Genomic DNA, 13,694 nt, shown 5'->3' on the forward strand with positions numbered 1-13,694 from the left:
TTGCCAACGAGTGCGTCCTGCTTTCGTCAGAAAAATGGCTAATGGCCATTATTTCGCCTTGTAACCTTGTTTCTTGCAGCTGACCCAGGGCGCTTCGCTAGCCGACAATGGTGGTCCCGCGATCTTGTTCGCCGGTAGCCCGGTTCTTCCTGGTCAAGGATGGGATTGCGCCGCTTTGGCAAAGTTGGAAGGCTTCTTGCAGTAGCAGCCCCGAGCCGCTTCAGGCGTCAAAAGTTTGCTTTACGGAACGGGGTAAATCGGTGGATCGCTCTCAGTTAATCAACACGGCTCGCAGTAACCTGGTTGACCTCGGTCGAGGCAACCTGGGTGTACCTGTGCTGCTGTTGGTCATGCTGGCCATGATGATGCTGCCAGTGCCGGCGTTCCTGCTGGATGTGTTCTTCACCTTCAACATTGCCCTGTCGATCGTAGTCCTGCTGGTCTGTGTGTACGCCCTGCGACCACTGGATTTCGCGGTGTTCCCCACCATTCTGCTGGTAGCCACCTTGCTGCGGTTGGCACTCAACGTGGCCTCGACCCGGGTGGTGATGCTCCACGGTCAGGAAGGCCATGCCGCCGCCGGTAAGGTGATCCAGGCCTTCGGTGAGGTGGTGATCGGCGGTAACTATGTCGTGGGTATCGTGGTCTTCGCGATCCTCATGATCATCAACTTCGTGGTGGTGACCAAGGGTGCCGGACGGATCTCCGAGGTGAGCGCGCGCTTCACCCTGGATGCCATGCCCGGCAAACAGATGGCCATCGACGCTGACCTCAACGCCGGCCTGATCGATCAGAATCAGGCCAAGCTGCGCCGTCTGGAAGTGGCCCAGGAGGCCGAGTTCTACGGCTCCATGGACGGTGCCAGCAAATTCGTTCGCGGCGACGCCATCGCCGGCCTGCTGATCCTCTTCATCAACCTGATCGGCGGCATGGCGGTCGGTATCTTCCAGCACAACATGACCTTTGCCGACGCCGGCAAGGTCTATGCCTTGCTGACCATCGGTGACGGTTTGGTGGCGCAGTTGCCATCGCTGCTGCTGTCCACCGCGGCCGCCATCATGGTGACTCGTGCTTCGGGTTCCGAAGACATGGGCAAGCAGATCAACCGGCAGATGTTCGCTTCGCCCAAGGCGCTGGCAGTGGCTGCGGGCCTGATGGCGGTGATGGGGCTGGTGCCGGGCATGCCGCACTTCTCCTTCCTCAGCCTGGCGGCAGTGGCCGGTGGTGCGGCTTATCTGCTCTGGAGAAAGCAGAACCTGGTCAAGGTCAAGGCTCAGGAAGAAGTCCAGCGTCAGCAAGACTTGCTGCCTTCTCCGGCTCGGGCCATGGAGACCAAGGAGCTGGGTTGGGACGATGTGACTCCGATCGACATGATCGGCCTGGAAGTTGGCTACCGCCTGATTCCTTTGGTGGATCGCAACCAGGGCGGGCAACTGCTGGCGCGGATCAAGGGTGTGCGCAAGAAGCTGTCCCAGGACCTGGGCTTCCTTATGCCCACTGTGCATATCCGTGACAACCTGGACCTGGCCCCCAGTGCCTATCGCCTGACCCTGATGGGGGTGATCCTGGCGGAGGCCGAGATCTATCCGGATCGCGAACTGGCGATCAACCCCGGGCAGGTCTACGGCACCCTCAACGGTATCTCGGCCCGTGACCCGGCCTTTGGCCTGGAGGCGGTGTGGATCGAAATCAGCCAGCGGCCTCAGGCGCAGTCCCTGGGCTACACCGTAGTGGACGCCAGTACCGTGGTCGCCACCCACTTGAACCAGATTCTGTACAAGCACTCCAGCGAGCTGATTGGTCACGAGGAGGTGCAGCAGCTGCTGCAAGTGCTGGCCAAGAGTTCGCCGAAGCTGGCCGAGGAGTTGGTGCCGGGTGTGCTGTCGTTGTCGCAGTTGCTCAAGGTGTTGCAGGCGCTGCTGGCCGAACAGGTGCCGGTACGGGACATCCGCAGCATTGCCGAGGCGATCGCCAACAATGCCGCCAAGAGTCAAGATACTGCCGCTTTGGTTGCCGCGGTTCGGGTCGGCTTGTCTCGCGCCATCGTCCAAAGCATTGTAGGTACTGAGTCTGAGCTGCCTGTGATTACCTTGGAGCCAAGGTTGGAACAAATTTTGCTCAGCAGTTTGCAGAAGGCAGGACAAGGCCAGGAAGAAGGCGTTCTGCTGGAGCCAAGCATGGCTGAAAAGCTGCAACGTTCGCTGATCGAAGCGGCGCAGCGTCAAGAGATGCAAGGTCAACCGGTGATTCTGTTGGTAGCGGGTCCGGTCCGCGCCATGCTCTCGCGGTTCGGGCGTCTCGCCGTTCCCGGGTTGCATGTGCTGGCGTACCAGGAAATTCCCGACAACAAGCAAGTGACCATCGTTGCGACAGTAGGGCCCAACGGCTGAGGTAGTGGGTTATGCAAGTTAAGCGTTTTTTCGCCGCCGATATGCGTCAGGCCATGAAACTGGTTCGTGATGAGTTGGGCGCTGAAGCCGCCATTATCGGCAACCGGCGGATTGCCGGGGGCGTCGAGTTGACGGCTGCCCTGGATTACAAGTTGTCAGCCTTGTCGCCGCGGGTTCCGAACATGGAACTTGAAGACGAGTTGCGCAAGACCCAGTCGCGTATCGTCACCGCCCAGGCCGAACTGAGCCTGCGGGGCGAGGGCGACAGTGCCTCGATCACCAATCGCCAGTTGTTCGCCGGTCTGCCGTTGACTGCCGCCGAGCCGCTGATCGAGCCGACCCTGACCGAACGTCCGCGTCCGGCCCCGGCTCCTGTTGCTCCGGCGCCCGATAACCGGGCCTTGGACTCCATGCGTTTCGAACTCAACGGTCTGCGTGAGCTGCTGGAAGTGCAGTTGGGCTCCCTGGCCTGGAGCCAGTTGCAGGGCAGCCGCCCGGAGCAGGCCAACCTCTGGCGTCGCCTGCAGCGCATCGGCCTGTCCGGCCCGCTGGCGCGCGACCTGCTGGCACTGATCAGCGAAATCGACGAGCCCCGCCAGGCCTGGCGCATGTTGCTGGCGCACCTGGCGCGGATGATCCAGACCCCGGAAGTCGAGCCACTCGAAGAAGGGGGGGTGATTGCCATGGTCGGTCCTGCCGGCATGGGCAAGACCACCACCCTGGCCAAGCTGGCAGCGCGCTATGTACTCAAGTACGGCGCACAGAACATTGCCCTGGTGAGCATGGACAGCTTCCGTATTGGCGCCCAGGAGCAGCTCAAGACCCTGGGGCGCATCCTTAATGTGTCGGTGACCCATGTCGATCCTGGTCAGTCCCTGGCTCAAGCCCTGGACCCGCTGCTGCGCAAGCGCGTGGTGTTGATCGACACCGCCGGCCTGCAAGCCAGCGACCCGGCGTTGCGCATGCAACTGGAAAGCCTGGCCGGTCGTGGGATTCGGGCGAAGAATTACCTGGTGCTGGCCACCACCAGCCAGAAGCAGGTGCTGACGGCTGCCTACCACAGCTACAAGCGCTGCGGTCTGGCCGGTTGCATCCTCACGAAACTGGATGAAACAGCTAGTCTTGGCGAGGTCTTGAGCCTGGCCATCAGTCACGAATTGCCAGTGGCCTATCTCACCGATGGCCCACGGATTCCCGACGATTTGCATCTGCCTCGCCGTCACCAGTTGGTGAGTCGTGCTGTCAGTGTGCAGATGCAGGAAGAACCCAGCGAAGAAGCCATGGCCGACATGTTCGCTGACCTCTATCACAGCCCGACCAAGCGGGTCGGCTGAGGTAGACATGAATAGATTGCAGTGTATCTACATCGATGGTCTGCCATGCATTGTTCCAATGGTGAACGCGCAGCCAGTTATGTGGCCCCGTCTAAGTAAGACAAGGTAAAGAAAGAACATGGGCAGCATGCATCCCGTACAGGTGATTGCGGTGACCGGCGGCAAAGGTGGCGTCGGCAAGACTAATGTGTCAGTGAACTTGTCCCTGGCTCTGGCTGAGCTCGGTCGGCGGGTCTTGCTGCTGGACGCCGATCTGGGACTGGCCAACGTCGATGTCCTACTGGGTCTGACCCCCAAACGCACCCTGGCGGATGTCATCGAAGGGCGCTGTGAGCTGCGCGACGTGCTGCTCCAGGGGCCTGGCGGCATTCGCATCGTTCCGGCCGCCTCGGGCACCCAAAGCATGGTGCACCTGAGTCCTGCCCAGCATGCGGGCCTGATCCAGGCCTTCAGCGACATCGGCGACAATCTCGATGTGCTGGTGATTGACACCGCTGCGGGCATTGGTGACTCGGTAGTCAGTTTCGTCCGCGCTGCCCAGGAAGTGTTGCTGGTGGTCTGCGACGAACCGACCTCCATCACCGACGCCTACGCGCTGATCAAGTTGCTCAACCGCGACTACGGCATGAACCGTTTCCGGGTCTTGGCCAACATGGCCCAGAGCCCTCAGGAAGGGCGCAACCTGTTTGCAAAATTGACCAAGGTCACGGATCGTTTCCTGGACGTGGCCTTACAATACGTCGGCGCAGTTCCCTACGACGAAAGCGTACGCAAGGCCGTGCAAAAGCAGCGTGCGGTCTATGAAGCCTTTCCTCGTTCGAAGTGTGCATTGGCGTTCAAGGCCATCGCGCAAAAAGTCGATACCTGGCCGTTGCCGGCGAACCCACGCGGGCATCTGGAGTTTTTTGTCGAGCGCCTAGTGCATCAAACAGCGGGACCGGTGCTATGACTGCCAGCGGCTACAACCTCTACAAGAAGTCGGCACGTGACAGCCAATACGAATTGATCGAGCGCTACGCGCCACTGGTCAAGCGTATTGCCTATCACCTGCTGGCGCGGTTGCCGGCCAGTGTTCAGGTGGAAGACCTGATTCAGGCCGGAATGATCGGTTTGCTCGAAGTGTCGACCAAGTACGACGCGAGCAAGGGGGCGAGTTTCGAAACCTACGCGGGTATCCGTATCCGCGGGGCGATGCTCGACGAGGTTCGCAAAGGCGATTGGGCACCGCGTTCGGTGCACCGTAATACGCGCATGGTCAGTGATGCCATTCGCGCAATTGAAGCTAAAACCGGTCGCGACGCTAAAGATCACGAAGTTGCGGCCGAACTTCAATTGAGTCTCGACGATTATTACGGGATTTTGAACGACACCTTGGGCAGTCGCCTGTTCAGTTTCGACGATCTGTTGCAGGACGGCGAACATGAAGGGCTGCATGAGGATGGCGCCAGTGCTCATCTCGAGCCGTCACGGGACCTGGAGGATGAACGCTTCCAGGCTGCGTTGGCGGATGCGATTGCCAATTTGCCGGAGCGCGAGCGACTGGTGTTGGCGCTGTACTACGACGAAGAGCTGAACCTCAAGGAAATCGGTGAGGTCCTGGGGGTCAGCGAGTCGCGGGTCAGCCAGTTACACAGCCAGTGCGCAGCCCGCTTGCGGGGGCGTTTGGGGGAGTGGCGAGCGCGCTGACAGGCAGTGTGGGGACACTGCGATCAGGACCGGTGAAGCAAGCGCTGCACCGGTCTTGCAGTATGTGCTCCATGCAGTCGTTGTGTGTTATGCCGAATTGATTGAATGGCGCGTTCAGGTGCTGGATGCGTTTAAGACTGCTTGGAGGTCGAATTGGACAAGAACATGAAAATCCTCATCGTTGATGACTTTTCAACGATGCGGCGGATCATAAAAAACCTGTTGCGTGATCTGGGTTTCACCAACACGGTCGAGGCCGACGATGGCACTACCGCCATTCCGGTACTCAACAGCGGGAGCATCGACTTTCTGGTAACGGACTGGAACATGCCGGGCATGACCGGTATCGACCTGCTGCGCCACGTGCGTGCCGATGAAAAACTCAAGCACCTGCCGGTATTGATGGTGACTGCTGAAGCCAAGCGCGAGCAGATCATCGAAGCGGCCCAGGCCGGCGTAAACGGCTATGTCGTCAAACCATTCACGGCTCAGGCGTTGAAAGAGAAGATCGAAAAGATCTTCGAACGCATCGGTTGATGTACGTAGCCATTCCGCCACGGGGGAGCTATGGAGCATAACGAATCTTCACTGGGCGACTTTGAGTCGACCCTGAAAAAACATGCGCTGGAACTGGTCGAAAGCCTTGAAAAGGGCAGGTTTGGCGAAGCGGTGCAATTGATCCATGAGCTCAATCAGACCCGTGACCGCGGCCTGTATCAGGAAGTGGGCAAGCTCACCCGCGAGCTGCATAGCGCGATCGTCAATTTCCAGATTGACCCGCACATGCCGCAAGCCGAGGAAGTTTCACAGATCACGGATGCCACTGAGCGCCTGTCCTATGTGGTCCGGCTCACGGAAGCCGCCGCCAACCGCACCATGGATCTGGTAGAGATCAGCACTCCGTTGGTCAATGGCCTGAGCACTGAAGCCCAGGCCTTGAGCGCAGACTGGGGGCGCTTTATGCGGCGCGAGGTCGGCGCTGAAGAGTTTCGCGAACTGGCACGCCGGGTCGACAGTTTTCTGACGCGTAGCGAGCAGGAAACCCGCACCGTCTCGGGCCACCTCAACGACATTCTGCTGGCGCAGGATTACCAGGACCTGACCGGTCAGGTGATCAAGCGTGTGACCCAGTTGGTCACGGAAGTCGAAAGCAATCTGCTCAAACTCGTCTTGATGGCCAGTCAGGTCGATCGTTTCGCTGGCATCGAACATGACCGTGAATCGATCCTCGCTGAAAAAGATCCGCAAAAACATCTCGCCAAGGGTGAAGGTCCGCAGATTCATGCCGATAAACGGGAAGACGTTATGTCCGGTCAGGACGATGTAGACGATTTGCTTTCCAGCCTTGGATTCTAGGAGCACCCATTAATGAGCTTCGGCGCCGATGAAGAGATCCTTCAGGATTTCCTGGTTGAGGCCGGCGAGATTCTAGAGCAACTGTCCGAACAACTGGTCGAGCTGGAAAGCCGGCCAGATGATGCGGACTTGCTCAATGCAATTTTTCGCGGTTTTCACACTGTTAAAGGGGGCGCCGGCTTCCTCCAGCTCAATGAGCTGGTGGAGTGCTGTCACATCGCCGAGAACGTCTTCGACATCCTGCGCAAGGGTGAGCGGCGGGTCGACTCGGAACTGATGGACGTGGTGCTTGAGGCTCTGGACGCGGTGAACGGCATGTTTGGCCAGGTCCGTGAGCGCACCGAAATTACTGCCGCGACACCAGAGCTGCTGGCCGCCTTGGCGCGCCTGGCTGAGCCTGCCGGTGCCGAACCTGCAGCGCCGGTGGTTGAAGAAGTGGCCGAAGCCGTTGTCGAGCCTGAAGCGCAGGCTCCGTCAGGGGACATCACCGATAACGAATTCGAACTCTTGCTCGACTCGCTGAATGCCGCCAAGGCCGACGCCGAAGCCGCACCTGCTGCCGCACCGGTGGCCGAGGGCGAGCCCGCCAGCGACGAGATCACCGATGCTGAGTTTGAGTCCCTGCTGGACCAACTGCATGGCAAGGGGCAGTTCGCACCCGATGCCGTAGCCACCGCAGCGCCTCCTGCTGCCGCTGGTGCTGCCGCGGCGGGCGACGAAATCACCGATGACGAATTCGAAGCCCTGCTGGACCAGTTGCATGGCAAGGGCAACTTTGCCGTGGACGCACTGGAGTCAGCAGTGGCCGCGGTGCCTGCCGCGCCGGCGCCAAGCGCCGCCGCAGCCGGCAGCGACCTGATCACCGATCACGAATTCGAATCCCTGCTCGATGAGCTGCACGGCAAGGGCAAGTTCTCTGAAGCTCCGGGTGCGGCCAAACCGGCAGCGGCTGCTGCAACCAGCACCGCCGTCGCCAAGCCCGTGGCGAAGAAGCCCGAAGCCAAGGCCGAGGCGCCAAAACCGGCAGCGGCTGCAGCGCCGGCACCGGCTCGTGCCGCAGCTGCGCCACCAGCGGAAAAGCCTGCCAGCGAAGCAGAAACCACGGTGCGGGTCGATACCGCGCGCCTGGACGAAATCATGAACATGGTGGGCGAGCTGGTTCTGGTGCGTAACCGTCTGGTGCGCCTGGGGCTCAACAGCGGCGACGAAGCCATGTCCAAGGCCGTGTCGAACCTGGACGTGGTGACGGCCGACCTGCAGACCGCGGTGATGAAGACCCGCATGCAGCCGATCAAGAAGGTGTTCGGGCGCTTCCCGCGTCTGGTTCGCGACTTGGCCCGACAGCTCAAGAAAGAGATCAACCTGGAGCTGGTGGGGGAAGAAACCGACCTCGACAAGAACCTGGTCGAGGCCCTGGCCGATCCGCTGGTGCACTTGGTGCGCAACGCGGTGGACCATGGCATCGAGTCGCCGGAAGAGCGCGAAGCCTCGGGCAAGGCCCGCGGCGGCAAAGTGGTGCTGGCGGCGGAGCAGGAAGGTGATCACATCCTCCTGTCGATTTCCGACGACGGCAAGGGCATGGACCCCAACGTTCTGCGAGCCATTGCCGTCAAGCGCGGCGTGATGGACAAGGACGCGGCCGACCGCCTGAGCGACACCGAGTGCTACAACCTGATCTTCGCCCCGGGCTTCTCCACCAAGACCGAGATCTCCGACGTCTCCGGCCGTGGTGTGGGCATGGACGTGGTGAAGACCAAGATTTCCCAGCTCAATGGCTCGATCAACATCTACTCGACCAAGGGCCAGGGCTCGAAGATCGTCATCAAGGTGCCGTTGACCCTGGCGATCATGCCGACCCTGATGGTGATGCTGGGCAACCAGGCGTTCGCTTTCCCTCTGGTCAACGTCAACGAGATTTTCCACCTCGATCTGTCCCGCACCAATGTGGTGGATGGCCAGGAAGTGGTGATCGTGCGTGACAAGGCGTTGCCCCTGTTCTACCTCAAGCGCTGGCTGGTCAGTTCCGCCGCTCATGAAGAGCAGCGTGAAGGCCACGTAGTGATCCTTTCGGTGGGCACCCAGCGGATCGGCTTTGTCGTCGATCAACTGGTCGGCCAGGAAGAAGTGGTCATCAAGCCCTTGGGCAAAATGCTTCAGGGAACCCCGGGCATGTCCGGCGCCACCATTACCGGTGACGGCCGCATCGCTCTGATTCTCGATGTTCCGAGCATGCTCAAGCGTTACGCCGCACGGCGTATTTGATTCGGCGGGGAGGGGCGGTTGGCCTCGCCCCACCTAACGGAGTGTTTATGGCAGTCAAAGTCCTGGTGGTGGACGATTCGGGTTTTTTCCGCCGCCGCGTCTCGGAAATTCTTTCAGCGGATTCGAATATCCAGGTCGTCGGTACGGCGACCAATGGTAAAGAGGCGATCGATCAGGCCCTGGCCCTCAAGCCGGACGTGATCACCATGGACTACGAGATGCCGATGATGGATGGCATCACCGCAGTGCGGCATATCATGCAGCGCTGCCCGACGCCGGTCCTGATGTTCTCTTCCCTGACCCACGAAGGCGCTCGAGTGACCCTCGATGCGCTGGATGCCGGGGCTGTGGATTTCCTGCCGAAGAATTTCGAAGACATCTCGCGCAATCCCGAGAAGGTCAAGCAACTGCTGTGCGAGAAAGTCCACAGCATTTCGCGCAGTAATCGCCGTTTCAGCAGCTACAGCGCCCCGGCGCCGCAACCGGTTGCACCGGCTCCGGCGCCGTCGAGTTTTGGCGGCAGTCGTCCGGCGCCTGCGCCTGCTCCAGTCCGTGCTCCTGCACCGGCTGCCGGCCCGGCATCGCCGGCGCCCAAGCGCAAGGCCTACAAGCTGGTGGCGATCGGTACTTCCACCGGTGGCCCGGTGGCGCTGCAGCGGGTCCTGACCCAACTGCCGGCCAACTTCCCGGCACCTATCGTGCTGATTCAGCATATGCCCGCGGCCTTCACCAAGGCCTTTGCCGAGCGTTTGGACAAGCTGTGCCGGATCAGCGTCAAGGAAGCGGAGGATGGCGACATACTGCGTCCAGGCCTGGCGCTGCTGGCGCCGGGCGGCAAGCAGATGATGATCGACGGTCGTGGCGCGGTGAAGATTCTTCCTGGCGACGAGCGCCTGAACTACAAGCCGTGCGTGGACATCACCTTCGGCTCTGCAGCCAAATCCTACAGCGACAAAGTTCTGGCGGTGGTTCTGACCGGTATGGGCGCTGACGGTCGTGAAGGCGCGCGTCTGCTCAAGCAGGGCGGCAGCGCGGTCTGGGCCCAGGATGAAGCCAGCTGCGTGATTTACGGCATGCCCATGGCCATCGTCAAAGCCAATCTGGCGGACGCGGTGTACAGCCTGGACGACATCGGCCGGCATCTGGTCGAGGCCTGTCTCTGATGGATGTGCTCAGCCTTATCGGGATCATCATGGCGTTTGTCGCCATCATTGGCGGCAACTACCTGGAAGGGGGGCACCTGTCGGCCCTGGCCAATGGCCCGGCGGCACTGATCGTGCTCGGCGGGACCATCGGCGCGGCCTTGCTGCAGTCGCCGTTGAGTGCCTTCAAGCGAGCCATGCAGATCCTGGTGTGGATTCTGTTTCCGCCTCGGGTGGACCTGCCCGGGGGCATCGATCGGGTGGTCAACTGGAGCCTGACCGCACGCAAGGAGGGCCTGCTGGGCCTGGAAGGCGTGGCGGACGCCGAGCCTGACACCTATTCGCGCAAAGGCTTGCAGCTGTTGGTCGATGGTGCCGAGCCGGAAGCCATCCGCAGCATCCTTGAAGTGGACTTCTATACCCAGGAAAGCCGCGATATCGAGGCTGCCAAGGTCTTCGAAAGCATGGGCGGCTATGCGCCGACCATCGGCATCATCGGTGCGGTGATGGGCCTGATCCACGTGATGGGCAACCTGGCGGACCCGTCGCAGTTGGGCAGTGGTATCGCCGTGGCCTTCGTCGCCACTATCTACGGGGTGGCTAGCGCCAACCTGGTGCTGTTGCCGATCGCGGCCAAGCTCAAGGCCATTGCCTTGCGCCAGTCCCGTTACCGGGAAATGTTGCTCGAAGGCATTCTGTCGATTGCCGAAGGCGAAAACCCTCGCTCCATCGAGTTGAAGCTGCAAGGCTTCATGGACTGATTATGGCTCGTCGTCGCCAGCAAGAAGAACACGTCAACCACGAACGCTGGTTGGTTTCCTACGCCGACTTCATCACCTTGCTGTTCGCGTTTTTCGTGGTCATGTACTCCATCTCCTCGATCAACGAGGGCAAGTACAAGGTGATTTCCGAAGCCTTGATCGGGGTCTTCACCGACTCCGATCGCAGTCTCAAGCCGATTCCCATCGGTGACGAGCGGCCCAAGACCGTGACCCCGGCCAAGCCGCTGGTCAAGGACAGCGAACAGACCGACGCCGGCATTTCCGGTGGCAGTGATCCGCTGAAAAGCATCGCCGATGACATCAGCGCCGCTTTTGGCGACCTGATCAGCTCCAACCAGATGACCGTGCGTGGCAATGAGTTGTGGGTGGAGATCGAACTCAACTCCAGCCTGTTGTTCGGCAGCGGCGATGCCATGCCCAGCGATCAGGCGTTCACCATCATCGACAAGGTGGCGAAGATCCTCAAACCCTTCGACAACCCGATTCATGTCGAAGGCTTCACCGACAACCTGCCGATCCAGACCGCGCAGTACCCGACCAACTGGGAGTTGTCTTCGGCCCGCTCGGCGAGCATCGTGCGGATGCTGGCGATGCAGGGGGTGAACCCCGCGCGAATGGCTTCGGTGGGGTATGGCGAGTTCCAGCCGGTGGCCAACAATGCCACCGCCGAAGGCCGGGCACGCAATCGCCGGGTGGTGCTGGTGGTATCGCGCAACCTGGATGTGCGTCGCAGCCTGACCGGTACCGGAACCGCCAACGCGACACCGGATGCGGCACTCAAGCGTGCTGGCACACAAACTGCACCAACCCCAGTGAAAACGCCGGTACAGGGAAGCGCCGTCAATTCTCCGTCACCCGCTTTATAACTTAGCGCTATGTCTCGCCCCGCTGTGGCCGGGCGGGAGGAACAAACCGAATGAGAGTCTGGGCAGTTGCCAATCAAAAGGGTGGTGTCGGTAAAACCACCAGTTCCATCGCTTTAGCCGGTTTGCTGGCCGAGGCGGGCAAGCGCGTGGTCGTGGTCGATCTCGACCCCCACGGTTCCATGACCAGCTACTTCGGCTATGACCCGGACAGCCTGGAGCACAGCAGCTACGACCTGTTCCTGCACAAGGGCAATGTGCCCCAGGACCTGCCGGGCCAGTTGTTGCTGGGCACCAGCCATGAGCGCATTTCGCTGTTGCCGTCGAGCACCGCCCTGGCCACCCTTGAGCGTCAGTCACCGGGGCAGAGTGGTTTGGGCCTGGTGATCGCCAAGAGCCTGGCACAGCTGTGGCAGGACTTCGATTACGCGGTGATCGACAGCCCGCCGCTGCTCGGTGTGTTGATGGTCAACGCCCTGGCGGCCAGCCAGCAGCTGGTGATCCCGGTGCAGACCGAGCACTTGGCGGTCAAGGGGCTGGAGCGCATGGTCAACACCCTGGCGATGGTCAATCGCTCGCGCAAGCAGCCGCTGCCGTTCACCATTGTGCCGACCCTGTTCGACCGCCGGACCCAGGCTTCCCTGGGTACTCTGCGCATTCTGCGGGACAAGTTTCCCGACGAAATCTGGCAGGGCTATATCCCGGTGGATACCCGCTTGCGGGATGCCAGCCGGGCAGGGGTCACACCATCTCAGTTCGATGGCAAGAGCCGCGGTGTACTGGCCTACAAGGCCTTGCTCAAGCATCTGCTGGCCCAACAACTCGTGGCGCAGGTGGCTTGACGTGAAGCGCTATTCAAGTCACTCGACCGCTCGGCCGATAACCCCTACAGATCACTGTACCGGGGTTTTTGCGTGGGCATCCTCATGAACCGTCCTCTGGATATCAAGAGCCGGCCTCAGCTGGCGCTGCAGTCGTACCTGGACGCTTTGCTGCAGGATGCTACCGAAGAGGAACAGCTACCGGAGCCTCCGGTCCAGGTTGCTCCGCCGGTCCCGCCGGTAATGTCCCCGGCTTCCAGCGAAGTGCTGGATGAGTTCCAGGCTGCAGTGTTGGAAGAGCAGGCGCGGGACGCACAGGCCCAGCACCAGGCGGCACCTGCTGTCCGGGACGCTGCACCTGCACCTGCGGTAATGGAGGCGCCGGAACCCTTGCCGAGCTCGATCTCGCCGGTGGTGCCGATGCTCCAGGCCCTGGTGCCGCCACTGGTGGAAGTTCATCTGCCGCCGAACAATACACCGCCTCCGGTTTCCGGTAGCGACCGTCCCAGCTGGGCGGCCGAACCTTTCGAGTGCCTGTTGTTCGATGTCGCCGGCCTGACCCTGGCAGTGCCGTTGGTGTGCCTGGGGTCGATCTACTCCCTGGCAGGGCAGGAACTGACACCGCTGTTCGGCCAGCCGGAATGGTTCCTCGGCATCCTGCCGAGCCAGGCCGGTAATCTGAAAGTCCTGGATACCGCTCGCTGGGTCATGCCGGATCGCTACCGTGATGATTTTCGCCAGGGCTTGCAGTATGTGATCTCGGTCCAGGGCTACGAGTGGGGGCTGGCAGTGCATCAGGTCAGTCGCTCCCTGCGCCTGGACCCCAACGAAATCAAGTGGCGCAGTCATCGTGGCCAGCGTCCGTGGCTGGCCGGCACGGTGATTGAGCATATGTGCGCCTTGCTTGACGTTGCTGAACTGGCCGAGTTGATTGCCACCGGTGGCGCCAAGCAGATGGCTATCAGTCAAGCGGCCCACAAGCCGAAGTAAACCAACAACAGGCTACGTCCGTCGGACGTGGCCACACAGAACACACGCCGTTTTCAACGGTTTTTTGA

12 protein-coding genes are annotated in these 13,694 nt (G+C 61.0%); all 12 read left to right on the forward strand.

Going from position 1 to position 13,694, the window contains the following annotated elements:
• The first annotated feature begins 260 nt into the window (after positions 1-260).
• Entirely contained in the window at positions 261-2,390 is a 2,130-nt protein-coding gene (flhA, locus tag PFZ56_RS14175; RefSeq protein WP_102864010.1) for a flagellar biosynthesis protein FlhA, read from the forward strand.
• An 11-nt stretch (positions 2,391-2,401) separates the two neighbouring features.
• Positions 2,402-3,724, forward strand: a complete 1,323-nt coding sequence (flhF, locus tag PFZ56_RS14180) for a flagellar biosynthesis protein FlhF (protein ID WP_102864009.1) — start codon at positions 2,402-2,404, stop codon at positions 3,722-3,724.
• A 118-nt stretch (positions 3,725-3,842) separates the two neighbouring features.
• Positions 3,843-4,673, forward strand: coding sequence for a flagellar synthesis regulator FleN (gene fleN / locus PFZ56_RS14185; protein ID WP_016963180.1), 831 nt, complete (start codon positions 3,843-3,845; stop codon positions 4,671-4,673).
• A complete protein-coding gene (gene fliA, locus PFZ56_RS14190) occupies positions 4,670-5,410 on the forward strand; it encodes an RNA polymerase sigma factor FliA (RefSeq protein ID WP_011060003.1) in 741 nt (246 codons plus the stop codon). The genes fleN and fliA overlap by 4 nt, the downstream gene beginning before the upstream one ends.
• 165 nt (positions 5,411-5,575) lie before the next feature.
• Positions 5,576-5,947: a chemotaxis response regulator CheY gene (locus PFZ56_RS14195; protein WP_003183998.1), complete on the forward strand. Its 372-nt coding sequence runs from the start codon at positions 5,576-5,578 to the stop codon at positions 5,945-5,947.
• Positions 5,948-5,977: 30 nt separating this feature from the next.
• Positions 5,978-6,766, forward strand: coding sequence for a protein phosphatase CheZ (locus tag PFZ56_RS14200; protein ID WP_102864008.1), 789 nt, complete (start codon positions 5,978-5,980; stop codon positions 6,764-6,766).
• A gap of 12 nt (positions 6,767-6,778) precedes the next feature.
• Positions 6,779-9,028, forward strand: coding sequence for a chemotaxis protein CheA (locus PFZ56_RS14205; protein WP_170001271.1), 2,250 nt, complete (start codon positions 6,779-6,781; stop codon positions 9,026-9,028).
• A 47-nt stretch (positions 9,029-9,075) separates the two neighbouring features.
• Positions 9,076-10,191 carry a chemotaxis response regulator protein-glutamate methylesterase gene (locus tag PFZ56_RS14210; RefSeq protein WP_102878867.1) on the forward strand — a complete coding sequence of 372 codons (1,116 nt, stop codon included), beginning with the start codon at positions 9,076-9,078 and terminating at the stop codon, positions 10,189-10,191.
• Entirely contained in the window at positions 10,191-10,931 is a 741-nt protein-coding gene (locus tag PFZ56_RS14215) for a flagellar motor protein (protein ID WP_102864005.1), read from the forward strand. Before PFZ56_RS14210 ends, PFZ56_RS14215 begins: the two co-directional genes overlap by 1 nt.
• A complete protein-coding gene (gene motD / locus PFZ56_RS14220; RefSeq protein ID WP_371826159.1) occupies positions 10,931-11,818 on the forward strand; it encodes a flagellar motor protein MotD in 888 nt (295 codons plus the stop codon). The genes PFZ56_RS14215 and motD overlap by 1 nt, the downstream gene beginning before the upstream one ends.
• A 50-nt stretch (positions 11,819-11,868) precedes the next feature.
• Positions 11,869-12,657, forward strand: a complete 789-nt coding sequence (locus PFZ56_RS14225; RefSeq protein WP_102864003.1) for a ParA family protein — start codon at positions 11,869-11,871, stop codon at positions 12,655-12,657.
• An 84-nt stretch (positions 12,658-12,741) separates the two neighbouring features.
• Positions 12,742-13,626: a CheW domain-containing protein gene (locus tag PFZ56_RS14230; protein WP_170001269.1), complete on the forward strand. Its 885-nt coding sequence runs from the start codon at positions 12,742-12,744 to the stop codon at positions 13,624-13,626.
• Positions 13,627-13,694: the final 68 nt, after the last annotated feature.

Source organism: Pseudomonas danubii (genome assembly GCF_042980055.1).
GTDB classification, from domain to species: Bacteria; Pseudomonadota; Gammaproteobacteria; order Pseudomonadales; family Pseudomonadaceae; genus Aquipseudomonas; species Aquipseudomonas danubii.

Coding starts and splice junctions, on each gene's coding strand:
- flhF (WP_102864009.1), top strand. CDS start 2,402: ATGCAAGTTAAGCGTTTTTTCGCCGCCGATATGCGTCAGGCCATGAAA.
- fleN (WP_016963180.1), top strand. CDS start 3,843: ATGGGCAGCATGCATCCCGTACAGGTGATTGCGGTGACCGGCGGCAAA.
- fliA (WP_011060003.1), top strand. CDS start 4,670: ATGACTGCCAGCGGCTACAACCTCTACAAGAAGTCGGCACGTGACAGC.
- PFZ56_RS14195 (WP_003183998.1), top strand. CDS start 5,576: ATGAAAATCCTCATCGTTGATGACTTTTCAACGATGCGGCGGATCATA.
- PFZ56_RS14200 (WP_102864008.1), top strand. CDS start 5,978: ATGGAGCATAACGAATCTTCACTGGGCGACTTTGAGTCGACCCTGAAA.
- PFZ56_RS14205 (WP_170001271.1), top strand. CDS start 6,779: ATGAGCTTCGGCGCCGATGAAGAGATCCTTCAGGATTTCCTGGTTGAG.
- PFZ56_RS14210 (WP_102878867.1), top strand. CDS start 9,076: ATGGCAGTCAAAGTCCTGGTGGTGGACGATTCGGGTTTTTTCCGCCGC.
- PFZ56_RS14215 (WP_102864005.1), top strand. CDS start 10,191: ATGGATGTGCTCAGCCTTATCGGGATCATCATGGCGTTTGTCGCCATC.
- PFZ56_RS14225 (WP_102864003.1), top strand. CDS start 11,869: ATGAGAGTCTGGGCAGTTGCCAATCAAAAGGGTGGTGTCGGTAAAACC.
- PFZ56_RS14230 (WP_170001269.1), top strand. CDS start 12,742: ATGAACCGTCCTCTGGATATCAAGAGCCGGCCTCAGCTGGCGCTGCAG.